Origin of the sequence: Roseobacter litoralis Och 149 (assembly GCF_000154785.2) — a bacterium.
Classification (GTDB): Bacteria; Pseudomonadota; Alphaproteobacteria; order Rhodobacterales; family Rhodobacteraceae; genus Roseobacter; species Roseobacter litoralis.
In genome coordinates this window covers 1,241,181-1,264,042 of record NC_015730.1, presented here as the reverse complement: position 1 = coordinate 1,264,042, position 22,862 = coordinate 1,241,181, and the positions used below count along the sequence as shown (strand labels likewise).

Genomic DNA, 22,862 nt, shown 5'->3' with positions numbered 1-22,862 from the left:
ACATCACACATATGAATGCTAATAAAAACTCTGTGGATCAATATCGACGGCGACACGTAAATCACCTTTGATCCGCAATTGGGCCACCCAACGCGCAAGCGCCTCCTGCAAGGGGGCAGATTTCTCAGCCTTTACAAGCAGCCGCACCCTGTGACGTCCGCGAACGCGCGCAATCGGCGCGGGTGCTGGCCCGAAAACCTGCGCACCGATGGCCCGCAACGGCGCATCCTGCCGCGCCAGTTGATTGCCTGCGTCAAAGACCATCGCCACGTCGGGTCCGCTCAGGATAATACCGGCCATGCGCCCGTATGGCGGCACGCCAGCGGCCTTGCGCTCGCGCGCCTCGGCTGCCCAGAATTCATCTTCGTCCCCCGCCAGAATGGCGCGAATGACAGGATGCTCGGGTTGATAGGTTTGCAAAAGTGCAGCGCCCGCTTTTTCCGCGCGGCCGGCGCGACCGGCGACCTGCCGCATGAGTTGAAACGTGCGTTCGGCGGCGCGCAGATCAGATCCCTGCAGGCCCAGATCCGCATCAATCACGCCGACCAGCGTCAGGTTGGGAAAATTGTGCCCCTTGGCCACAAGCTGCGTGCCGATGATGATGTCAGCACCGCCTGCCGCGATATCTTCAATCTCGGCCTTGAGTGCGCGGGCAGAACCATACATGTCCGAACTGAGCGCGGCAATCCGGGCGTCGGGGAACAGTTCTGTCGCCTCTTCTGCCAGCCGCTCGACACCGGGCCCGACCGCTGCCAGCCTGTCTTCAGCATTGCACGACGGACAGACCGTGGGCATCGGTTTGCTTTCGCCGCACTGATGACAGACAAGGCGCTTGAGAAACCGGTGCTCCACCATGCGCGCGTCGCAATGATCGCAGCCAATTTGATGGCCGCAGGCCCGACACAGCGTGATCGGGGCATAGCCGCGCCGGTTGATGAACAGCATCGACTGCTCCCCCCGCGCCATGCGTGCCTCCACCTCTTTGCGCAGCACATCAGAGACCCAACGATTGGACGGAAGGCTTTCAACGCGCATATCAATGGCACGCATTTCTGGCATCACCGCGGCCCCGAACCGCGAGGTCAGTTCCAGCTTTGCGTATTTGCCTGCCTGCGCATTGGCCCAGCTTTCCAGCGAGGGTGTGGCAGAGGCAAGAACGACCTGCGCCCCGCAGATCGACGCGCGCAGCACCGCCATATCGCGCGCGTTGTACAAAACCCCCTCTTCCTGCTTGTAGGAGGTGTCGTGTTCCTCATCGACCACGATCAGGCCAAGGTTCTGATAGGGAAGAAACAGCGCCGACCGCGCGCCGATGACAAGCTGCGCCTCACCCTGACCGACCATACGAAAGATACGCCTGCGTTCGGTCATGGTCGCCCCCGAATGCCATTCAGCAGGGCGCGCACCAAAGCGTTCCTGCACCCGGGTCAGGAATTCAGCGGTCAGGGCGATCTCGGGCAGCAGCACCAGTGCTTGCCGGCCTGCCGTCAGGGCCGCCGCGACTGCCTCAAGATAAACCTCGGTCTTGCCCGAACCCGTGACACCGCGCAGCAGGGTCGTGCCATATCGTTCTGAACGGACCGCCTGCGCCAATTGCGCCGCCCCCGCCGCCTGATCCGCTGTCAGTGCCTTACCGGGGCGCGAGGGGTCAAGACGGGGAAAGGGCAGATCGCGCGGGCTGTCTTCTTCGACAACAGCCCCCTGTGCGACCAGACCTTTGACCACAGACGTACCCACATCGGCCATCTCGGCGAGTTCCTTGAGCGTGAAGGCCAAATCGCCGTATTCCGCCAAGGCCGCCAACACTTTGCGCCGCGCCGCCGTCATCTTGTCAGGTTCTCCCGAACCACGCCGGTAGATCTTGCGCATCGACGGCGGATCACCCAGACCCGGCGCGCGGGTGGCAAGACGCAGCATCGCAGGCAGCGGCGTCAGCGTGTAATCCGCCGCGCGTTTAAGAAACAGACACATCTCTTCGCGCATGGGGGCGGCATCCAGCACCCGGTAGGCCTGACGGATTTTGGAGCGTTCATAATCCCCCTGCCCCGGCCCCCAGACAACACCCAGCACCTTGCGCGGTCCAAGCGGCACCTCGACAAAAGCACCCAGATGGCACCCCCCTTCCGGAGCGCGATAATCCAGCGTGCGGCCCAGAGGCTGGGTCGTCAGGACAGCGATCAACGCGTCACAATCGTAAAATTGCGGCAGGCTCAAAGGGCAGGCTCCGGCTGAAACGGCAATTGAGGGTTTCAGCATCGCAGATCATGCGGTAAAGCCAAGCGCAAGAGCGATCAACGCCGCGTCACCCGAACACCGCGCTAAAAAGGATACCACACACATGAAGTTCTTCGTCGATACCGCCGACACGCAGGCCATTGCAGACCTCAACGATCTGGGCATGGTCGATGGCGTCACCACGAACCCCTCGCTGATCCTGAAATCGGGACGTGACATCATTGAGGTGACAAAGGAAATCTGCGGCATCGTCTCAGGCCCGGTCAGCGCCGAAGTGGTCGCCCTTGAGGCAGATGCAATGATCGCCGAAGGGCGCAAGCTTGCCGAGATCGCCGAGAACATCACCGTCAAACTGCCCCTGACGTGGGACGGCCTCAAGGCGTGTAAGACACTGTCGGATGAGGGTAAAATGGTCAATGTGACCCTCTGCTTTTCGGCCAATCAGGCGCTTTTGGCGGCCAAGGCCGGTGCATCCTTCATCAGCCCGTTCATCGGGCGGCTGGATGACATGAGCCTTGATGGATGCGAATTGATCGAGGACATCCGCACGATCTATGACAACTACGGGTTTGCGACTGAAATCCTCGCGGCCTCCATCCGTACCATCAACCATGTCCAGCAAGTCGCGCTTATTGGTGCCGATGTAATGACGGCCCCCCCTGAGGTGATCCATAAACTGGCGTTTCACCCGCTGACCGACAAGGGCTTGCAACAGTTCATGTCGGACTGGGAAAAAACCGGTCAGAAGATCCTGTAAGAACCTGACATACCGCCTTACCGGCGCGCTGCCCTTACGCGGGGTGGCGCGTGCGGGCAACACATGAAGGCTGGTCGCACATTTTGGCAGATTTTGAACATGACCCGTGGTACTGTTTGAAAAAATGAAAAAATGAGCAGCATATGACCAGCACTCCGAAAATCGAAGACGCATTGCGCGCAAAGATCATCGCCACTCCCGATGTAATTCTGGACGACAAGGACGTGATGCGCGCCCTTGTTGCCGCCAACGAAAAGATCATGGGCGACAATATTGTCGATCTGCGCGGCATCGCGATGGACCGTTTGGAAAGCCGCCTTGACCGGTTGGAAGACACCCATCGTTCCGTGATCGCGGCGGCCTATGAAAACGTTGCGGGAACGAACCAGATACACCGCGCGATCCTGCGGATTCTCGAGGCCGACAGCCTGACGGACCTGCTTGCACATCTGCAAAGCGATGTTGCCGAAACGCTGCGGGTTGATGCGATCCGGCTGGTTCTGGAAAGCGATCAGAACGACGACCCTATGGCCACTGAAAACGGCAAGATGCGCAAGGCTCCGGGCTATATGGATGCCTATGTCACCCAAGGGCGCGGCGGCATTTCACGGCAGGTGACGTTGCGCCGCGTGGATCATGGCGATGCTGATGTTTTTGGACAGGACGCAGAGCAGATCCGCTCGGAGGCCTGTCTTAAACTTGATTTGGGCGCAGACAGACTGCCCGGTCTGCTGGTTCTGGGCTCAAAGGACGCCGAGATGTTCGGACCGCAGCAAGGCACGGATTTACTTGTGTTTTTCACGGGCGTGATGGAAAGGGTCCTGCGCCGCTGGATCACGTGAGCTTTATCAGCCCTGCCGCCACTGATGCGCTGCAAAACTGGCTGGCGCATCAACGCGCGATCAAGGGTGCCGCGGAAAACACACTGATCGCCTATCAGGGCGATGTGATCGATTTTCTGTCCTTCATCACCGCACACAAGGGCGCACCGCAAGGTTTGGGCGCGCTGGCGGATATATCCGTGACCGACATGCGGGCGTGGATGGCGCAGACGCGCGAGACCGGTGTCGCTGCGCGCTCGCTGGCGCGAAAACTCTCGGCGGTGAAGGCGTTTTACAAATGGCTGGCCCTGCGCGAGGGCTTTGAACCCACGGCGGTTTTATCCACGCGCGCACCCAAGTTTCAAAAGAAACTGCCCCGCCCGTTGGCCCCGGATGCGGCGCGAAATCTGATCGACGCCATCGAAATCCAGTCCCAGCACCCTTGGGTCTGCGCGCGCGACGTGGCGGTCGTGACCCTGTTGTGGGGCTGCGGGTTGCGTATTTCCGAAGCGCTCTCGCTCGCCGCAGCAGACGCGCCCCTGCCCGCCACGCTGCGCATTACCGGCAAAGGCGGCAAGGAACGTATTGTGCCCGTATTACCCGCCGCGCGCGACGCGGTGGACGCATATGTCAGGATGTGCCCACACCCGCAGACCGCTGAAGCCCCGCTGTTTCGGGCGGTGCGCGGCGGGCCCTTGCGCCCCGGTACGATCCAAAAGGTCATGGCCGCCGCGCGGATGCAACTGGGTTTGCCCGCCACCGCGACACCGCATGCGATGCGCCACTCCTTTGCAACCCACCTGTTGAACGCGGGCGGTGATCTGCGCGCCATTCAGGAACTGTTGGGCCATGCCTCCCTGTCCACAACGCAAGCCTATACAGCCGTCGATACCGTGCGCCTGATGAAGGTTTATGACCGCACCCACCCCAAAGCATGATCTCTTTGCAATTGATCCGGCCAAGCGCGACATTTCTTTTGCATCCCAAGGCCGTATGGGTCAAAAAGCCTTCATGACTAATCGAATGGCTGCGCTTGCGGTCCACCTTCTGACCGCAACGGGCGCAGTATTTGCAATGCTGGCGATGCTGGCCGCCGTGGACGAAAAATGGGATCTGATGTTCCTGTGGCTTGTGGTCGCTTTTTTTGTCGATGGTATCGACGGACCGCTTGCCCGGAAATACCACGTCAAGGTCAACGCGCCGGAATTTGACGGTGTATTGCTCGACCTGATCATTGATTACCTGACCTATGTTTTCATTCCCGCCTTTGCGCTGTTCAAATCTGGGCTGATGGATGGCTGGACGGGTTGAGTCGCGATCATTGTCATCACCTTTACATCTGCGATGTATTTCGCTGATACGCGCATGAAAACCAAAGATAATTCCTTTTCCGGCTTCCCCGGCTGCTGGAATATGCTTGTGCTGGTTATCTTTGCACTTGAGCCCAATTTCTGGGTCAGCCTGACCTTGGTGACGACACTTGCAATTGCGATGTTCCTGCCGCTCAAATTCGTGCATCCGGTGCGCACGAGGCGCTGGCGGTGGCTGACACTGCCCATCGCCCTGGCCTGGACCGGTTTTGCCGGCTGGGCCGCCTGGGTGGATTTCCACCCCGAAAGCTGGGCGCATTGGGGGCTGGTCGTAACCTCGGTCTATCTGCTTTTTGCCGGTGTCGCGCAGCAGATTTTTCCAGACAGCGAGACCACCTGACGAGGGCGGGCAGGCCTTGGGCTGGCGATCGATAAATATTTGATGGAAATGGCCATGTTCGTGTTAGGGTAGCGTGTATTCTTCTCATTGATGAAGGACATGCCCTGTGAAAACACTACTTTTCAAGCCTGTCGGCGCGCCGCCACGCGCAGGGCTACGCGCGTCACGAAGCGGTGACAGCGCGCGCACCAATAGAATGACAACCCTGCAAGCGCTGGCAAAGACAAGCAAAAGCACGGCGTACATCGACAGCCTGCAACAAAAAGCGGACCAGGTGCGGCCCGCCCAAAGCGTTCGCCATTTAGAGGCAGTTCAACGCAAAGCCGCAGCCGGGCCCGTCGCACCCTCAGGCAGAACCGCATATCCTGCGCACCAGCCCGTTTTACAAAGGACAGTCGCTGACGCCGCGCAAGAGCTCTTTGACGCCGGTATAAAAATCATAAAGACCAAGGAATGGAAACGTAAGTTCTGGGAAACGCATGGCCTCACCAATGCAGATAAGGCCGCAGTTCAAACCGCGCTTGACGCGTTGAGGGTAGGTGCACCCGTTGCAGCAGCACCTGTCGCGCCGGACATGCGCGTCAATACAAACTGGCCGACCGAGGGCGGCATGAGCGAAGGCGATGCAGAGATTGTCGCAGGGGTGCTGCATTGGACAGAAGTCAAAAGCGACAAGTTCACCTGTTCAGACCCCAGCCATACCCCCAAGGGAAAAGTCTATCAAAAGGGTGGTACGTACTATGGCGCGGACAAGGATGGCCATGTTGGGTGGGGCTTTAAAGTCTGGGTAAAAAAGAAGGGTAACATGCTTGATTACAAGGGGAATATCACCTGGGATGGGACAGATTGGACGCATGATGCACGCGGCACCAAATAACCGCTCAGATCAACAACCCCGCCGCTCCTTCGTGGCGCAACAGCGCCACTTTGGTCTCAACCCCGCCTGCGCCGGAAAACCCGGTGAGCCCTTTGGCCCCCATCACACGGTGGCAAGGTATGATGATCGGGATCGGATTTGCCCCGCAGGCCTGTCCGACCGCCTGCGCAGGCACGCCGAGCGCTTTGGCGATATCCCCGTAGGTGCAGGTATCGCCAAACGGAATGGCGTAAATGGCGTCACAAACCGCCTTTTGAAACGCGCTGCCCCCGATGCGCAAAGGCAGATCGAACTGCTGTCGCGTCCCGTGATCATATTCTGAGATCTGCAAGGAGGCGCGCTGCAAGAGCTCAGATGCGTCCTCGCGAACAGCATTGCCCCAGTTGACGGACACAAGTGCGCCGTCCTCTTCCGTCAGGATCAGGCGACCAAATTGCGTTTTCACTGTGCATATCAACATGCGTCAAAGGTCGCGCATCATCCTTCTCGGAACAACCCGAAAGATGCGCCTTGAACCATGGGGGAATGGTGCGACAGACTTAAAACCATGCGTCGATACCGAAACCTGCCAGCGCCAGAGCGACGGGCGGTCGGAACGTCGGGGCGACCGCTATGGCCGCCCGTTGCACGTCAACTCATTGCACTATCGCAGCGCCCGCAAACATCTGCGTGGCTGTGACTGCCTACATCCGGCAGAATTTTCCAGCAGCGCGCACATTTTCCACCATCCGCCTTTTGGAACACAACCGCTACGCCGTCGGTTTCCGGCAAGCGAAAAGCCCCCTCTGGTGGCGTATCCCCCGTCAGAGTGATTTGCGAGGTGATGCAGATGTCTTCAAGAGGCAGGCTTTCCAGCGCGGCGCGCGCGTCGGCGTCACTGACGTAGACGGTCGGGGCCGCTTCCAGCGATGCGCCGATCACCTTATTGGTGCGCTCGACTTCCAGCGCAGCCGTGACGACGCGGCGCGCGCTGCGCACCCCGGACCATTTCGCGGCAAGGTCAGGATCCAGCCAATCACCCGGCGTGTCCGGGAAGTCCTGCAAGTGCACCGAACTGTCCTCATCCCCGAAGCGCTGCAGCCAGACCTCCTCCATAGTGAAGACCAGAACCGGCGCGAGCCATGTGGTCAGACGATGGAACAGGATATCCAGCACTGTCCGCGCCGCACGCCGTTGCAATGTGTCACCGTCGCAATACAGCGCATCCTTGCGGATATCGAAATAAAACGCCGACAAATCGACCGTCGCAAAGGTAAAGACCGCCTGAAAAACACCCTGAAAATCATAGGCCGCATACCCATCCCGGACGGTTTTATCCAGCTCAGCAAGACGGTGCAGCACCCAACGCTCCAACTCGGGCATATCTTCGGGGGCGGTGCGGTCATTTTCGCTGAAATCTGACAGAGATCCGAGCATATAGCGCATGGTATTGCGCAACCGCCGATAGCTGTCCGCCACGCCTTTCAGAATTTCCGGCCCGATACGCAGATCGACCGTATAATCCGCCTGTGCCACCCAAAGTCGCAGGATATCCGCACCATATTGCTGGATGATCTTTTCTGGGGCTACCGTATTGCCCAGCGATTTGGACATCTTCATGCCCTTTTCGTCCAGCGTGAACCCATGCGTCAGCACCGCGCGATAAGGCGCGCGCCCCATCGTGCCGCAGGCCTGCAACATTGATGAATGGAACCAGCCGCGGTGCTGGTCGGTCCCTTCGAGGTAAAGATCGGCGAGGCCATCCTCAGAGCCATCCGCGCGGTCGCGCAGCGTAAAGGCGTGAGTGGAGCCGGAATCAAACCACACATCCAGAATATCCATGACCTGATCGTAGTCATCCGGGTTCACGCTATCCCCGAGGAAGCGTTCCTTGGCCCCGTCTTTATACCACGCATCCGCGCCTTCCGCCTCGAAGGCTTCAAGGATGCGGGCGTTTACAGCGTCATTGCGCAGCAGGAAATCAGGATCATCATGTTTGGCCCCCTTTTTCACAAAACAGGTCAGCGGCACGCCCCAGGCGCGCTGGCGTGACAGCACCCAATCGGGCCGTGCTTCGATCATGGAATAAAGCCGGTTGCGCCCGGTTTGCGGCGTCCAGGTGACGAGTTCGTCGATGGAGGTCAGCGCGCGCTTGCGGATCGTGTCGCCATATTGGTCGTTGCCATCACCCATCTTGCGGTCGATTGCAGCAAACCACTGGGGCCGGTTCAGACGGATCACCGGCGCCTTGGAGCGCCACGAATGTGCGTCCGAGATCGTGATGCGTTTGGTGGCGATCAGCGCGCTGACCTCTTTGAGTTTTTCGATCACGGCTTTACTGGCCCCACCCGGCTTGCCATTCGGTTTGACGACCTGCTGACCTGCGAAAAACGGCAGATCGGCGCGGAACGAACTGTCATCAAGGATGTTATACGTCATCGGCAGGTTATTCTTGACCCCGATGGCATAGTCGTCATCGCCGTGACTGGGGGCCGTATGCACAAAGCCTGTCCCAGTGTCGTCGGTGACATGATCGCCCGGCAACATCGGCACATCGAAATCCCATTCGCCTGCCGCGCCGTCGAGGCCGCGCAGCGGATGTGCACAGGTTAGCCCACGTAACTCATCGGCAGATACGTCGTCCAAACGCTTGTACATACCGGGCTGGAGCCGCGCGGCAGCCAGTGCTTCTTGAGCCAACGCGTCAGCCATTAGGTAGCGGTCGCCCACCGACACCCAACACTCCTCCGGCGTTTCCGTCACCTCGTAGAGGCCGTATGAAATACCCGGCCCGAAACAGATCGCCCGGTTTTGCGGAATTGTCCAAGGGGTTGTTGTGAAGATAACGACGGACGCGTCTGAGAAAGCCTTGGCTAAATCGTCCCGTCGGGCAATCTCGTTCCCTGTGTGACTCACCGCTTCATTGTCGTCCGCCACCCACGCGCCCTCGGGTTTGGAGGTCGAACTGACAGCAAACTTCACCCAGATCGCATCCGTCTGGCGGTCATGGTATTCGACTTCGGCCTCGGCCAGCGCTGTTTTCTCTACCGGCGACCACATCACGGGTTTGGAGCCTTGATAGAGCGTGCCGTTCATCAGGAACTTCTGGAACTCTTCGGCGATCACCCGTTCGGCGTGAAAATCCATCGTGAGGTAAGGGTTTTCCCATTTACCCGTGATGCCGAGGCGTTTGAATTCCTCGCGTTGGATGCCCACCCAGCCTTCGGCAAACTTGCGGCATTCCTGACGGAAGTCGACGATATCCACGTCGTCCTTGTCGCGGCCCTTGGCGCGGTATTGCTCTTCGATCTTCCACTCGATGGGCAGACCGTGGCAATCCCAGCCGGGGATATAGCGCGCGTCATGGCCCATCATTTGCTGGCTGCGCACCACCATATCCTTGAGCGTCTTGTTCAGCGCGTGCCCGATGTGCAGATGGCCGTTGGCATAGGGCGGCCCGTCGTGCAGCGTAAAGGGCGTGCGCGTGGGTTTTCCTTTTTCGCCCGTCCCGGCGAGGGCTTTTTCGCGCAGCCGGTCGTAAATCCCGATCCGTTCCCAGCGGGCCAGCCATTCGGGTTCGCGCTTGGGCAGACCTGCGCGCATCGGAAAATCCGTCTTGGGCAGGTTCAGGGTGGATTTATAGTCAGGGGCGGCTGTCGTGTCAGTCGTGTCGGCGCACATTGCGGGCGTCCTCTCGGATGGTCTTTGAAATGGGGTAAGCTGTCGGTGCGAAAAGCTCAAACACCTTGGCCCGGCGTCTCATATGATCAGAGCGCCGGGGATATAATTCGGACTATGATCGCAAAAAATCCAGTCATGCGCGCGTGTATAAGCCCGGCGTTGCGGCATCACAAGACCTCATGCAGCACACCTGCGCCTTGCGCCTTCAGGTTCTGCCAGATTTGAAAAGGCCACCGAGGCTGTTTGCGATGATATCGCGCACCTTCGGGCGTTTTTGCGTGGTGAAGGCCATGGGTCGGCATACTTCCATCGCCGCAACGCCCACGCGTGCGGTCAGTGCACCGTTAACGAGACCCTCGCCGAACCGCCGCGACAGCTTGCCCACGATGGAGCCGCCGAGGATCGGCTCAAGCATATCGTCACCCACGGCAACCGCGCCCGTGGCCACCATATGCGTGAGCACAGCGCGGGTCAGCCGCCAGCTGCCCAGCGTCCCGGCGCGCCCGCCATAAACTTCGGCGATGCGACGAATCATGCGGATGTTGGCGGTCAATGCAGCGGCCACATCCGCCAAAGCCAGCGGCACCAGCGCAGTTACCGTGGCGACTTGCCTCGCGGCCACCTCAATTTCGCGCGCCGCCATCCGGTCCAGCGGGGCGAGCAGTTCGTTTTCACACAAGCCCAGTAAGCCAGCCGCATCCAGTTGATCGGGGGCCAGATCGGCGAACCGCCCGCGCGCCCAGCGGGTTTCCTCGCGGGTTTTGTAAAGCGCAACCAGACGATCCGACACTTTGCGCGCCGCTGCCAGATCTGCCCCCATCAAGGCGGCATCTGTGCCGCGGCGCAGGCTATCAACCTTTGCCAAACGGCTGAGCGCGGCCAGTTCACGCAAGACAATCAGCGCCAGCACCAAAAGAAAAGCGGCAAGCAGCGCCGTCACCGCCCAGCCCAGCACCGGATTGCGCATCACGAGGCCAGTGACAAAATCCCAAGCCGCAACCGAGACGATGGCCCCCATCAGCCCTGCGCCAAGGCCAAAAAACCACCGCGCAAGCCGTGACGGGCGACGCGCGGCCAGCACCGCAGCGCTTTGCATCGCCTGCCCCTGCGGGGGCGGTGTCAGATCGGGGACCGGCGGCGCTTCGGCGACGGATTTGGTTTCTTGCGCCTCAAGGTCGATCAGCACAGGACCCTTGGCCATCAGCCCGTTTTCCTCGCGCCGCGCGCGGGTTTGAATTCGGGCGCTTTGCGTGTCCATTCAAAGCGAATGTCCGGCAGCCCGGCTTCATTCCCGCTCCCGTTCGTGCGATCCACGCTCACGAAACCGCGCAACTCATAGAAAATCGCGGCAACGCCATTCGCCTCATAGCTCCACAACCCGAGTTTATCGCATTCGCCCTTTGCATCCTCAAGCAGCGCGGTGCCGATGCCTTTGTCCTGCGCTTCGGGCAGGACATAAAGCGCATAAACCTCGCTCTCGTGGCGGGCGATGAAACCGACGACCTTGTTGTCGATCTTGGCGACCTTGACCCAACCGGCCTCAATCATGTCTCCGGCATATTTGATTTCTTCGGCAGCGGAATGCACGCGCGGCAGCCACGGCATCAAATCATTTGACACCGACAGAATGTTTCCAACAGCACCGGCATCCAGCGACCGTGCGGGAGAAATAGTGAATTCGATCATAGCCTATCCCCTAAAAGGAATTGGGCCGCCTTATCAAGTCGGATATGCGGCGGACCATCGCCGGGGCGCAAACTCAACAGCGATGGTGCGAAATTCATCACACGGTAATCGTCATCCAGCCAGCTTTCGGCCCCGTCCCGCGCGGGGGTCAGCAATCTGGCCGGATCGCTCGGCAGATCACCGGGATAGAACGCCGCCTGTTTGCCGGTTTCAAGCAGTTGACCGCGCACAACATCAAGGTCCTGACCCGCGTGGGTGACCGTCTCTTCGGTGGTGGCGCGCAAAGAGGCAATCGCCAACGCTTGCGTCTGCGCCCCTGCAAACTGCGCCTTGTTACGCGCATCACGTACCAGCGCGTCAATGATCGCGGTGAGTTTATCGTGTTGCTTGTGGTGCAAGTGATCCGCCTTGGTTGCGGCGAAGAGTATTTTTTCCACCCGTTTGCCCGCAAATAGCTGCGTCAGAAAGGCGTTGCGCCCGGGCCGGAAAGCGCCAAGAATATCGACCATGGCCCCGCGCATATCCTCAACCGCACGCGGTCCTTTATGGATCGCGCCCAAGGCATCAACCAGCACGACCTGACGGTCGATCCGCGCAAAATGATCCCGGAAAAACGGGCGCACGACTGCGCGTTTATAGGCCTCAAAACGCCGTGCCATCTCGCGGCGCAACGATCCGCGCGCATCTGTGCCATCCCCTGTCAATGGGGCAAACGTCAGCACCGGCGACCCCTCCAGATCACCGGGCAGCAAAAAACGCCCCGGTGAGCAGTCGTAATATCCCGCGACGCGCGCGGCATTGAGGTAGTCGGTAAAGCCCGCCGCCAGCGCCTTGGCCAGCGGTTCGTCCAGTTTTGCGTCCGCTGCGACCGCCGCGCTCTGCGCGAGATAGGCTTGCGCCTGTGGACGCTCAGCCGCGCGCGCCAGTGTTTCCTGCGACCATGTGGCGTAATCCTTGTCCAAGAGCGCCAGATCGAGCAGCCACTCACCGGGATAATCAATGATATCCAGATGGATCGTGCGCGGCCCCTGCAGCCCCGCCAAAAGCCCCGCGCGGCGCACCCGCAACGACAACCGCAACTCGGAAACCGCGCGTGTGCTGTCGGGCCAGCGCGGTTTGGGGCCGGTCAAATCGCTCAGATGCGCCTCGAAATCAAAGCGCGGCACCGTATCGTCCGGCTGCGGTTGCAGGAATGCGGCCTCAATGCGCCCTTCAGCGGCGGCGGCCAGATGCGGCATCCGCCCCCGGTTCATCAGATTCGCAACCAAAGAGGTGATGAAAACCGTCTTGCCCGACCGGGCAAGACCCGTGACGCCGATCCGTATAACCGGTTCAAACAATGTCTCATTGACCGTGTTCTGTACCGTTTCAATCTGGCGCAGCACCGTGTCGGCGAGTGTTGATATAACCAAAACGTGTCTGCCTTTGAACTTCTCGATTGGCCCTACATAAGCGCGCATCCCCAGCCATGCCAGAGCAAGAAAGCCATTTGACGCTGGCGAGCGAGTTGGCTAGGCCCACGCCCATGCACAGATACGCCCTCAAAGTCGAATATCACGGCGCGCCCTTTGTCGGATGGCAGCGTCAGAAAGAACATTCCACCGTTCAGGGTGCGATTGAGCAGGCTTTGGGAAAAATCGCGCCGGCGCCCCATACGATTGCGGCTGCAGGGCGTACGGACGCAGGTGTGCATGCGATCGCGCAGGTGGCACATTGTGATCTGGTCCGCGACTGGGATCCGTTTCGTTTGTCAGAAGCGTTGAATTACCATCTCAAGCCCGCGCCCATCGCCATTACCGCCTGCACCGTTGTGGACGCGGACTGGCACGCAAGGTTCTCTGCGCGTCAACGTCAGTATCTGTTCCGCATCTTATGCCGCCGCGCCCCTGCAACGCATCAGAGGGGGCTGGTTTGGCAAGTCAAACAAAATCTGGATGTGGCGGCCATGCGGGAAGCGGCCGCGCTGCTGATCGGCCAGCATGATTTCACGACATTCCGCTCCACCATCTGTCAGGCGGAGAGCCCGGTCAAAACGCTTGACCGTCTTGATGTGAGCGAGGTCGAAACGCCCTATGGCCGTGAGATTCATTTCGACGTGCGCGCCAGATCCTTCCTGCACAATCAGGTCCGCAGTTTTGTGGGCACGCTGGAACGGGTTGGGGCCGGTTCGTCCACACCGCAGGATGTGGCAAGGGCGCTGGCCCTGCGGGATCGCGCCGCCTGCGGGCCGGTTTGCCCGCCCTATGGCCTGTATCTGGCGCATGTGGTTTACGACCGCCCGCCGTTTGAGGCGTAGCAATTGGTCTAATCGTTATCCGTCAGCCCTGCGCCGGCACCGGCACTACGTGAGGCGGCACTTTCGGGCACAAAGGTGCGCGCCGCCAGATTGTTCATCTGCTTTAACAGCGCGTCGCACCCGCTGATCCGCAGCGGATGACTGCGCGGGCGGGGTTTTGCGAAATCCACGACCAGCCTAATCGCACCGTCCTGCGCGCATTCGGTGCGCGCCATGAAAGGCAATGCCGCCACATAGCTGTCCAGCAGGGTATCCTGTGTGACGCTGGCAACAACAGCGCACCCGTCGCTGCGCGCGGTGCTCAACGCTGCATCCAGCGCCAAAGGGTATTCCAGAATAGCCCCCCCCGGCAGGAAATCCAAAGCCTGCGCCAGCGCATCCGGGGGCCGTGCAGCGGTCAGATGCACAGCCGCCGCCTGTCCAAAGCGTGCAGCCTGCTGCGGCGGTGCCCCTGCCCCGCGCGCGGCCTTGCTCGCCAGTGCCGTGATTTCAGTGGCCGACCAGTTCACGCAGCATAGACCGGCAACCACCAGTCATCCGTATTGTCCTGCAATTCATCCGCCAAAGGCGCACCCTGACACAGGGTGATCCGGGTCCAGCGGTCTGATTTCGGATCGAACTTGGACGCGCCAAAGAACGAAAGCTTGCAGCGCAGCATGTCAATCGGCAGGCAGGTTTGCGCAATCAGGTTGTCGCGGATTTCGCCGTAAGCGTACTGCGCCGCCGCCGCAACGCGCGATGCGGCCAGCGCATGATCCGGGTGATCAGCCAGAAAATCGGCCATGGGTTGCGCCGTTTCGGGCAAATCTTGATACAGCGCCTTGATCCGCCGCCCGATGTCCAGCGGCGATTCCAGATCGGCCCCCGGCTCTTCGAAACGGTTGCCCAGACGCGGCTCCTGTTTTGCCGCACTCACATACCAGAACTGGTGACATTCTGGTTTGGCATCATAATCAGGCGCGAGCGCCCAAGCAGCCGCCTCTTCGATCTGCGCCTTGACCGCATCCGTGTCAGGCAGCGGCAGAACCATCGCGCCAAAGGGGTCGGACATGCACTCGGCCAGCCCATCGACCACATCGCCAAAAGGTTCCAGCAACAATGCGACCACCAGTTCCTGAACATCTAACGACGCGGCTTCCGACCACGCGAGCAACGCTTCGATCGCGCCCATTTTGACCAGCGCGCCTTGGGCAAAGCGACCCTCGGCACGCGCCGCGCGCCAGTCGCGCGACAACCGGTCGATCCGATCCTGATGTGCGGCATCGGGGACATTCCACTCGCTCAGGTGGCGTTCGGCACGCAACGCCAGCGCCTCCAGCCGCGCCGCTTGCCCCTTGGGCACCAGTTGGATCGCGCGCACCTGCGCCAGCGCCGTTTCACGCGCCAGCATCCAATTGTTCAGCAAAACCGGGTGATTGACCAGAAACGGCGCCATGCCAAGGCCCGTTGAATTCCCGATCCCCAAATGGCGTTTGATGCGCCGATCCAGCGGAGCACCACCGACAAATTCCACAAGATCGTGGGTGAAATGCCGGATCAGCCAAACCGTCAGCATTTCGGCCATGAAAGGCCCGCCAAACCCCGGGCGCGCCTCAATACGCGCGCGGTCCGCGATCCCGAATTTACCGTTGCCATAGACGGCCGTGGTGCGCATCAGATACCCGGTTTGGCGCACCAACGCTTCGTCGGGTTGCTGCCCGGCCCTGAGCCGCTCAATCACATGGGCAAAGAGGCGCACGGATTTATTGGCCCGGCTCAACACCAGATCATGCTCCGTGAAGCGGGCAGCTTCCTGCTTGGGGGCGGTGGCGCAGATCCGCGCGATTTCATCCGCGTCAGGCACCCCGTCATAAAGCACATAGGCCGTGTCCCAGGCGGTCGCGATCACGCGATCCGTGCGCTGATCCGCAGGCAGATCGGTGGAGACGGCAACGAGCGCATAATCATGCCCGCCGAACCGCAGGGTATAGACCGCATGGCCAAACCCCTGCGCGTCGATCTGCCAGACGGGCCGCGTCACCTGCACGTTTTCAGCAGCAAGCGCGCGCATCAGGGTACGCAGAAAAGACAAACGCGTGGGAAACATGGACCCCATCCGGGCCAGCCGCATGACCTTGTCCGGGCTGCGCAGCGGCGCTTGGGGCGGGTTTGGAAGATCCTTCATAGCGGCTCAAAACTCTCTTCGTAAAACCTCAGCCAGTTGCCGCCCATGATCCCGTCCACGTCAGCTTCGGACAGGGAGGTCTGCAACAGGCCTGCGCGGATGTTAGCAAAATCGCGGTTGTCATGAAACCATGTCGGCATCGGCGGAAAGCCTGCATTGCTGGCGGAACCTTCGCCGTAATCCATGACCTTGGACCATCGCCCCACCCGCATCCATTCCACAACGCTGTCGGGCTGGTCCTGACAAAGGTCCGTGCCGATGCCCAGGTGGGACGCGCCGTAGCGGCGGGCGGCCTCTTCGACCATCGCGCAAAAACCATCGAGCGTGCAGGCCGAGCCACCCTTGAGGTGGTGAGGATAGACCGAGAACCCCAACATCCCCCCCGCGCGCGTCAAGGCCTGCAGCACCTCGTCTTTCTTGTTGCGCAGCGCGGCTTGCCACCAATGCGGATTGGCATGGGTGATGGCGATGGGCCGGGTCGAATGTTCGATCGCCTCCAGCGTCGAGCGGTCGGCGGAATGGGACATATCCACCACCATCCCCACGCGGTTCATCTCGCGCACCACCTGTTTGCCCATGCGCGTGAGGCCCGTGTCATCGTCTTCGTAACACCCCGTGGCGAGCAGGGATTGATTGTTGTAGGTCAGTTGCATGAAGCGGATGCCAAGCTGATGGCAAATCTCAACTAGTCCAATGTCGTCCTCAATGGGACTCGGGTTCTGGAACCCAAAGAATATCGCGGTGCGGTTTGTTTCCTGCGCGCGGCGCACGTCAGCAGCACAGGTGCCTTTAAAGATCAGATCAGGATGCGCCTCGAACCAGCGGTTCCACTGCTCAAGGTTCAGCACCATCTCACGAAAGCTCTCGTGATAGGCGATGGTGACATGCACCGCATCCACCCCGCCTGCGCGCATCTGCGCAAATATCTCAGGCGAAAAATTGGCATACTGCAGGTTGTCTATCAGCGGTGTTTTCATAAGCGCATCTTGCGAAATCCGGCGCAATACTCAATTCCAAAAGCGGCATGCGCCCGGTCGTTTCAGTCAGCATCAGACCCAAAGGCGCTGGAAAACCGGCGGTTTCGGCGCCCTTGACTTATTATTTATCGACATTACTGACCAAGAAACGTCTTAAATATGCAGAGTAATATACATTTTACGATATTTCACCACATTTGCGGCCCCACGCCCTGCATGGCATCGAAAACCAAATGTCTCAGATTTTTTGCTGCGTGTGTTTGCGTAATTCCGTGCGCGCAACCTGACGGCGGTGCACCGCATCCGGGCCATCGGCAAATCGCAAGGCGCGCTGCCAAGTCCAGGCCATGGCCAGCGGCGTGTCCTGACTGATCCCTTGCCCGCCATGCATCTGCATCGCTTCATCAATTACCTTGAGAGCCATGCGCGGGGCCACGACCTTGATCTGACTGATCCATGGGGCGGCCGCGCGCGCATCGCCCTGATCCATCATCCACGCCGCCTTGAGGCACAACAGGCGCGCCATCTCGATTTCCATCCGGCATTCCGCGATGATGTCGAAATTCGCCCCCAGCATCGCCAGCGGTTTGCCAAAGGCTTCCTTTTGCAGCGACCTTCTGCACATCAACTCCAGCGCCGCTTCGGCCTGCCCGACCGAGCGCATGCAGTGATGAATACGCCCCGGCCCCAGACGCCCCTGCGCGATCTCAAAGCCACGACCTTCGCCCAGCAACAGGTTTTCGGCAGGCACGCGCACATCCGAAAAACGGATATGCATATGCCCATGCGGCGCATCATCATGGCCAAAGACCTTCATGGGGCGCAGGATTTCGATCCCCGGTGTCGCCGCATCCACCACGATCATCGAATGCCGTTGGTGTTTTGAGATCTCATCACCGCCCGTGCGCACCATGACGATATAGACCTTGCAGCGCGGATCACCGGCACCGCTGGCCCAGTATTTTTCGCCATTGAGCACATAATCATCGCCGTGCCGCACACAGGACATGGCGATGTTTGTCGCATCAGACGAGGCCACTTCCGGTTCCGTCATCAGATAGGCAGAGCGAATCTCCCCCTCCAGCAGTGGCGCGAGCCATTGTTCCTTCATCGCGGGCGTGCCGTAGCGTTCAAAGACTTCCATGTTGCCCGTGTCAGGTGCCGAGCAGTTGAACACCTCCGCCCCGAGGGGGGTTTTGCCCATCTCTTCGGCAAAATATGCATATTCCACGGTGCTGAGGCCGAACCCCTTTTCACTGTCGGTCAGCCAGAAATTCCACAACCCGGCGGCTTTCGCCTGCGCCTTGAGCCCTTCGAGGATTTCCGCCTGCCGGTCGGTATAGTGCCAGCGGTCCCCCTGCCCGATTTCGCCGTGGTATTCTTCTTCCAGCGGCATGACGACGTCCCGGATCATATCGGCGACACGCTGCAACAACGCGCGGTTCTCTTCGCGCATGCCGAAATTCATATCCATCACCGTCTCCTTCAGTCCGCCCATCGGGGCTTTCCCCCGCGCCACAGGTTTGCTTAGATCACCCGCGGTGTCCATAAGACAAATCAAAGGGGATGCGCATGCACAGCTATGATCACAAAACGCTGGAGGCGTATCTGGCCAACCATGTGCCGGGTTTCGAGTCGCTGGATGGCATCGAAAAATTCTCGGATGGGCAATCGAACCCGACCTACCGGCTCACCAGTGGGGGCACGGAATTCGTGCTGCGCGCCAAACCCCCCGGTGTCCTGCTGAAATCCGCCCATGCGGTGGATCGCGAATACCGCGTGATGCAGGCGCTGGCATCCACGGATGTGCCGGTGCCCCATGTGCTGCATCTGAGCGGTGAAGACACCCCGCTGGGCGCGCAGTTCATGGTGATGGAGATGGTCAGGGGTCGCATCTTTTGGGATCCGGCCCTGCCCGGCATGACCCCGGCCGAGCGGGCCGCAATCTATGACGCCATGAACGAAACGCTCGCCAAATTGCACAGCGTTGCGCCCGACAGCATCGGGTTGGGCGATTATGGCAAGCCGGGCAATTACTTCGAACGGCAAGTGACCCGCTGGTCTGGTCAATACCAGCAAGCTGCGCGCGCACCACTTCCTGATGCGCTCTGGCTGATGGAGTGGCTGGGCGCGCATATGGCCCGCGATGATGGCGCGAGCAGTATCGTGCATGGCGATTACCGCATCGACAATATGATCTTTGCGCCCGACGCGCCGCGCGTTCTGGCCGTTTTGGATTGGGAGTTGTCCACCCTCGGCCACCCGCTGGCCGACCTTGCCTATCAGTGCATGCATTGGCGGCTGCCCCATGCCGGTCATTTTCGCGGCTTGGGGGGTGTGGATCGTGCCGCCCTTGGGTTGCCGGATGAGGCCGCCTATGTGGCCACCTATTGCGCGCGGCGACAGATTTCGGTGCCGGACAACTGGACATTCTATCTGGTGTTTTCCTATTTCCGCCTGCTCGCGATCCTGCAAGGGGTGCGGCGCCGCGGGCTGGACGGCAACGCCTCAAACCCCAAGGATACAGATCGGCTGCGCGATGTGATTGCCCTTTTGGCCCTCGATGCGCGCCACCTTGCACAAACGGCATGACCCGCTTTGACCGGCTGAAGGCTTGACGCCATGGGCTGTCCTGTGATCCTGATTTCGCAACACCGAGATTTTCGAGGATAACGATGAACCCCAAACACGCCAGTTATGATGTTGTGATCGTCGGCGGCGGCATCTACGGCTCCAGCATTGCGTGGTGGCTGACGCAGATGGCCGGCTTTGACGGCCGCATCCTCGTGATTGAGAAAGACCCGACTTATGCGCAGGCCGCCACCAGCCTGACCAACAGCTGTATCCGGCAGCAGTTCTCAAACCCGACCAACATTGCGATCTCGCAATTTGGCGCAGAATTCATTCACAACTTTCAAAAGTTTATGGGCGCGTCGGATGACGTACCCGCGCTTTCCTTGCAAAACTTCGGCTATCTCTATCTGGCCGACACAGCCGCGCAGGCCGACACATTGCGCGAAAGCCAGCAGGTGCAGGCGCAGTTGGGCGCAGGTACCCGGCATATGCTGCGCGATGAGATCGCCGACGCCTACCCATTTTACAACCTCGACGATATTCTTGCGGCCAACCATAATCGTATGAACGAGGGGTATTTTGACGGCGGCACCATGTTTGACTGCTTTCGGCGCATGGCGCGCAAGAACGGCGCGGAGTATCTGAGCGATGAGGTCGTCGCCATGACGCGCGTCGGCACCCGCGTGGAAAGTGTGACGCTGAAGTCCGGCGCGACGCTCTCCTGCGGGCTGGTGGTCAATGCATCGGGCACCCGCGCGGCCGCCACCGCGCGTATGGCAGGCCTCGACATTCCCGTGGAGGCGCGCCGCCGCTATACCTATATCTTTGATGCGGCAGAACCGCTTGACCGGGACCTGCCGCTGACGATCGACCCGTCCGGTGTGCATTTTCGCACCGATGGGCGGTATTACATGGCGGGCGGCGGACCGGATCAAGACCCCGCCGTCGATGTGGATGATTTCGAGGCGGATCACAGTTTGTGGGAAGAGAAATTCTGGCCCATCATCGCCCATCGCATCCCGCAGTTTGAACGGATCAAACTGGTAAACATGTGGGTCGGCCACTACGATTATAATACGCTGGATCAGAACGCCATTCTCGGCCCCCACCCGGAAGTGAGCAACTTTGTCTTTGTGAACGGGTTCTCGGGTCACGGGTTGCAGCAGGCCCCGGCCATCGGGCGCGGCATCGCCGAATGGATCGCCTATGGCGCTTACCGCAGCCTTGATCTTGCCCCATTTGGGGTCGAACGTGTCCTGCGGGGCGAGAAATTCTTGGAAAAAGCCGTGATCTGACGGCAAGGAGACGGATATGAAGAAACTGGTTTTGACAGGCGCCGCAGGTCGCCTTGGCTCTTATCTGCGTGAGCCTCTGACAGCGCTCTGTGACAACTTGGTGAGCACGGATATCGTCGACGATATCGGCACGCTCTATGCAGGCGAAACCTATGTCAAAGCGGACCTTGCGCAGATGGACCAGATTGCGCCGGTGGTTGAGGGGGCCGATATGGTGTTGCATTTCGGGGCCATCGTGGATGAAAAACCGTTCGAGGAACTGTTGGGCCCGAATTTTGTCGGTTCCCATAATATCTGGGAGGCCGGGTACCAAGCCGGTGTGAAACGGATCGTCTATGCCTCGTCGATCCACGCGGTGGGCATGCATCTGAAATCTGATTTCATCGGCATTGACGCTGAACACCGCCCCGATACGTTTTACGGGCTGGCCAAGTGTTTTTCCGAAGATCTGGGCCGGATGTATTGGGAAAAACGCGGGCTGGAATCCGTTCATCTGCGCATCCTCTCCTGCGCGCAGGTCAACAACACGCGCGCCTTGGGGTCATGGCTGAGCTATCCCGACCTGATCCACCTCGTCACCCGCGCCATCGACACGCCATCGGTCGGCTTCGCCATTGTCTACGGCGTATCAAACAACGACCGCGCACCTGTTGATAACGCCAAGGCCAGCTTTCTGGGGTACCGCCCCACCGACAATGCCGAAGTCTATGCCGCCGAGGTTCTCGCACAGGCAGAACCTGTCGACACCACAGATCCCGGTCAGATGTGCCACGGCGGGCCGTTTGCCAAGGTCGATCTGGGGCAAAGCGGTATGGCTCAGATGAACATTGTGAACGACAGAAAGCAGACGTAACGCATGTAAGGAGCGTGCCCCGCGACATACCCCGTACGGGGCGTCAACCTTGCGCTAGAGAAACTGAATTACCAATCCATTTCACCGTTTGCCTGCCTTGGGAACATCACCACATGCCGTTAGAAATCATTCCGGGAAATGGTCCCTTGATCATCACGCTACCCTATACGGGTACGAACATGCGTCGTGAACTGGTGGATAGGTTGTATGATAAAAGCCGCCATATCACCTCGAATGACCGATATCTGGACAGGCTTCTGGGCGGTCTGGCGAATGACGCGACGACCATACGGACGAACTTTCACCGCTTCGTCTCGGATGTGGACGCGGTATCAATGGCTTCAGAACTTCGCGCGCATAACGGATTGCTTGGCGTGGTCCCGCTCATCGATCACGATGGCACCGCAATCTGGTCAAGCCCGCCAACCGTCGATGAAGCAAGGGTGTGGCGCGCCCTTTATTTTACACCCTATCACGCCGCACTCGCCACACAGATTGCACGGGTTCGCGCCAAATACGGCCATGCGATCGTCTTGAACTGCCGGGCGAGACGCGCAGAGAGTATGACGGCAGCAGAGGTGCCGGACATCGAATTCTCAACCCATTTGGGCGCCTCCTGCGGTGTAAGCCTGTCTGCGGAACTGGCTGCACTGGTCAAAAGCGCCAGTGCCCATAGTGTGTTGGTAAGCGGGCAGTTGCGGACAGGCTGGACCACGCGCCAATATGGCAGGCCAAAGGCGAACACGCATGCATTTGATCTGGACGTGCATGAAAACTGTTATCTGACAAACGATGGCGAAGTCGGGCATTTCGACGCTGAAAAAGTGGAGCCCTTGCGCGATACATTACGCCAAGTGATGCGGCATCTTGGTCAATGGACGCCCCACTGACGACAAATGCGAGGCCCTGACAACCCCAAAGGCATGATGTGTTGCGCTACCATAGGCGCGCCGCTGG

The 22,862-nt window shown here is 59.9% G+C and carries 19 protein-coding genes and 1 pseudogene; 10 read left to right on the top strand and 10 right to left on the bottom strand.

Translation table 11 applies throughout. The features are described from left to right. Positions 1-18: 18 nt before the first annotated feature. On the bottom strand, positions 19-2,256 hold the full coding sequence (locus RLO149_RS05895) for a primosomal protein N' (RefSeq protein ID WP_013961165.1): 2,238 nt from the start codon (positions 2,254-2,256) through the stop codon (positions 19-21). An 82-nt stretch (positions 2,257-2,338) separates the two neighbouring features. Between RLO149_RS05895 and fsa the strand changes: the two genes are divergently transcribed. The 5 genes and pseudogenes from fsa to RLO149_RS05870 all read left to right on the top strand — a co-directional run bounded on the left by fsa (position 2,339) and on the right by RLO149_RS05870 (position 6,400). Further along, positions 2,339-2,992: a fructose-6-phosphate aldolase gene (gene fsa, locus RLO149_RS05890; protein WP_013961164.1), complete on the top strand. Its 654-nt coding sequence runs from the start codon at positions 2,339-2,341 to the stop codon at positions 2,990-2,992. A gap of 143 nt (positions 2,993-3,135) precedes the next feature. After that, entirely contained in the window at positions 3,136-3,834 is a 699-nt protein-coding gene (locus RLO149_RS05885) for a DUF484 family protein (RefSeq protein ID WP_013961163.1), read from the top strand. Further along, a complete protein-coding gene (locus RLO149_RS05880) occupies positions 3,831-4,751 on the top strand; it encodes a tyrosine recombinase XerC (protein WP_013961162.1) in 921 nt (306 codons plus the stop codon). Before RLO149_RS05885 ends, RLO149_RS05880 begins: the two co-directional genes overlap by 4 nt. 73 nt (positions 4,752-4,824) lie before the next feature. Next, positions 4,825-5,523: pseudogene (locus tag RLO149_RS05875) on the top strand (CDP-alcohol phosphatidyltransferase family protein). A gap of 106 nt (positions 5,524-5,629) precedes the next feature. Continuing rightward, positions 5,630-6,400, top strand: a complete 771-nt coding sequence (locus tag RLO149_RS05870) for a hypothetical protein (RefSeq protein ID WP_013961161.1) — start codon at positions 5,630-5,632, stop codon at positions 6,398-6,400. Between the two features lie 4 nt (positions 6,401-6,404). Here RLO149_RS05870 and RLO149_RS05865 read toward each other — a convergent pair whose 3' ends face one another. From RLO149_RS05865 to RLO149_RS05845, 5 genes are all read right to left on the bottom strand, one after another. Further along, positions 6,405-6,860 (bottom strand): methylated-DNA--[protein]-cysteine S-methyltransferase, encoded by a 456-nt coding sequence (locus tag RLO149_RS05865; protein WP_013961160.1) that lies wholly within the window; start codon positions 6,858-6,860, stop codon positions 6,405-6,407. Positions 6,861-7,030: 170 nt separating this feature from the next. Beyond that, on the bottom strand, positions 7,031-10,060 hold the full coding sequence (gene ileS / locus RLO149_RS05860; RefSeq protein WP_013961159.1) for an isoleucine--tRNA ligase: 3,030 nt from the start codon (positions 10,058-10,060) through the stop codon (positions 7,031-7,033). A gap of 205 nt (positions 10,061-10,265) precedes the next feature. Then, the gene (locus RLO149_RS05855) at positions 10,266-11,261 is read right to left on the bottom strand and encodes a YcjF family protein (protein WP_013961158.1); all 996 of its coding nucleotides are present in this window, start codon (positions 11,259-11,261) and stop codon (positions 10,266-10,268) included. After that, positions 11,261-11,746: a GNAT family N-acetyltransferase gene (locus RLO149_RS05850; RefSeq protein WP_013961157.1), complete on the bottom strand. Its 486-nt coding sequence runs from the start codon at positions 11,744-11,746 to the stop codon at positions 11,261-11,263. The genes RLO149_RS05855 and RLO149_RS05850 overlap by 1 nt, the downstream gene beginning before the upstream one ends. Then, positions 11,743-13,158, bottom strand: a complete 1,416-nt coding sequence (locus RLO149_RS05845; RefSeq protein WP_044025557.1) for a YcjX family GTP-binding protein — start codon at positions 13,156-13,158, stop codon at positions 11,743-11,745. The genes RLO149_RS05850 and RLO149_RS05845 overlap by 4 nt, the downstream gene beginning before the upstream one ends. Before the next feature lie 113 nt (positions 13,159-13,271). On the opposite strand from RLO149_RS05845, the gene truA reads away from it, so the two are divergent. Then, positions 13,272-14,042 carry a tRNA pseudouridine(38-40) synthase TruA gene (gene truA / locus RLO149_RS05840; RefSeq protein WP_044025228.1) on the top strand — a complete coding sequence of 257 codons (771 nt, stop codon included), beginning with the start codon at positions 13,272-13,274 and terminating at the stop codon, positions 14,040-14,042. Positions 14,043-14,050: 8 nt separating this feature from the next. Here truA and RLO149_RS05835 read toward each other — a convergent pair whose 3' ends face one another. The 4 genes from RLO149_RS05835 to RLO149_RS05820 all read right to left on the bottom strand — a co-directional run bounded on the left by RLO149_RS05835 (position 14,051) and on the right by RLO149_RS05820 (position 18,657). Then, a complete protein-coding gene (locus RLO149_RS05835) occupies positions 14,051-14,572 on the bottom strand; it encodes a hypothetical protein (protein ID WP_148264316.1) in 522 nt (173 codons plus the stop codon). Then, positions 14,548-16,206, bottom strand: coding sequence for a hypothetical protein (locus tag RLO149_RS05830; RefSeq protein ID WP_013961153.1), 1,659 nt, complete (start codon positions 16,204-16,206; stop codon positions 14,548-14,550). The genes RLO149_RS05835 and RLO149_RS05830 overlap by 25 nt, the downstream gene beginning before the upstream one ends. Further along, positions 16,203-17,183: a membrane dipeptidase gene (locus RLO149_RS05825; RefSeq protein WP_013961152.1), complete on the bottom strand. Its 981-nt coding sequence runs from the start codon at positions 17,181-17,183 to the stop codon at positions 16,203-16,205. The genes RLO149_RS05830 and RLO149_RS05825 overlap by 4 nt, the downstream gene beginning before the upstream one ends. A gap of 238 nt (positions 17,184-17,421) precedes the next feature. Beyond that, entirely contained in the window at positions 17,422-18,657 is a 1,236-nt protein-coding gene (locus RLO149_RS05820) for an acyl-CoA dehydrogenase family protein (RefSeq protein ID WP_044025556.1), read from the bottom strand. 98 nt (positions 18,658-18,755) lie between these two features. Between RLO149_RS05820 and RLO149_RS05815 the strand changes: the two genes are divergently transcribed. The 4 genes from RLO149_RS05815 to RLO149_RS05800 all read left to right on the top strand — a co-directional run bounded on the left by RLO149_RS05815 (position 18,756) and on the right by RLO149_RS05800 (position 22,795). Continuing rightward, a complete protein-coding gene (locus RLO149_RS05815; protein ID WP_013961150.1) occupies positions 18,756-19,775 on the top strand; it encodes a phosphotransferase family protein in 1,020 nt (339 codons plus the stop codon). An 83-nt stretch (positions 19,776-19,858) separates the two neighbouring features. Then, entirely contained in the window at positions 19,859-21,052 is a 1,194-nt protein-coding gene (locus RLO149_RS05810; protein ID WP_013961149.1) for an NAD(P)/FAD-dependent oxidoreductase, read from the top strand. Between the two features lie 16 nt (positions 21,053-21,068). Beyond that, a complete protein-coding gene (locus RLO149_RS05805; RefSeq protein ID WP_013961148.1) occupies positions 21,069-21,905 on the top strand; it encodes an NAD-dependent epimerase/dehydratase family protein in 837 nt (278 codons plus the stop codon). Between the two features lie 113 nt (positions 21,906-22,018). Continuing rightward, positions 22,019-22,795 carry an N-formylglutamate amidohydrolase gene (locus tag RLO149_RS05800; RefSeq protein WP_148264315.1) on the top strand — a complete coding sequence of 259 codons (777 nt, stop codon included), beginning with the start codon at positions 22,019-22,021 and terminating at the stop codon, positions 22,793-22,795. Positions 22,796-22,862 lie beyond the last annotated feature (67 nt).

Bases quoted from the DNA above. Each gene is read 5' to 3' on its own strand.
- RLO149_RS05885 (WP_013961163.1), top strand. From the start codon at position 3,136: ATGACCAGCACTCCGAAAATCGAAGACGCATTGCGCGCAAAGATCATC.
- RLO149_RS05825 (WP_013961152.1), bottom strand. From the start codon at position 17,183: ATGAAAACACCGCTGATAGACAACCTGCAGTATGCCAATTTTTCGCCT.
- RLO149_RS05895 (WP_013961165.1), bottom strand. From the start codon at position 2,256: ATGCTGAAACCCTCAATTGCCGTTTCAGCCGGAGCCTGCCCTTTGAGC.
- RLO149_RS05850 (WP_013961157.1), bottom strand. From the start codon at position 11,746: ATGATCGAATTCACTATTTCTCCCGCACGGTCGCTGGATGCCGGTGCT.
- RLO149_RS05865 (WP_013961160.1), bottom strand. From the start codon at position 6,860: ATGTTGATATGCACAGTGAAAACGCAATTTGGTCGCCTGATCCTGACG.
- RLO149_RS05805 (WP_013961148.1), top strand. From the start codon at position 21,069: ATGAAGAAACTGGTTTTGACAGGCGCCGCAGGTCGCCTTGGCTCTTAT.
- RLO149_RS05855 (WP_013961158.1), bottom strand. From the start codon at position 11,261: ATGGCCAAGGGTCCTGTGCTGATCGACCTTGAGGCGCAAGAAACCAAA.
- RLO149_RS05815 (WP_013961150.1), top strand. From the start codon at position 18,756: ATGCACAGCTATGATCACAAAACGCTGGAGGCGTATCTGGCCAACCAT.
- fsa (WP_013961164.1), top strand. From the start codon at position 2,339: ATGAAGTTCTTCGTCGATACCGCCGACACGCAGGCCATTGCAGACCTC.
- RLO149_RS05800 (WP_148264315.1), top strand. From the start codon at position 22,019: ATGCCGTTAGAAATCATTCCGGGAAATGGTCCCTTGATCATCACGCTA.
- RLO149_RS05830 (WP_013961153.1), bottom strand. From the start codon at position 16,206: ATGAAGGATCTTCCAAACCCGCCCCAAGCGCCGCTGCGCAGCCCGGAC.
- RLO149_RS05810 (WP_013961149.1), top strand. From the start codon at position 19,859: ATGAACCCCAAACACGCCAGTTATGATGTTGTGATCGTCGGCGGCGGC.
- RLO149_RS05820 (WP_044025556.1), bottom strand. From the start codon at position 18,657: ATGGATATGAATTTCGGCATGCGCGAAGAGAACCGCGCGTTGTTGCAG.
- truA (WP_044025228.1), top strand. From the start codon at position 13,272: ATGCACAGATACGCCCTCAAAGTCGAATATCACGGCGCGCCCTTTGTC.
- ileS (WP_013961159.1), bottom strand. From the start codon at position 10,060: ATGTGCGCCGACACGACTGACACGACAGCCGCCCCTGACTATAAATCC.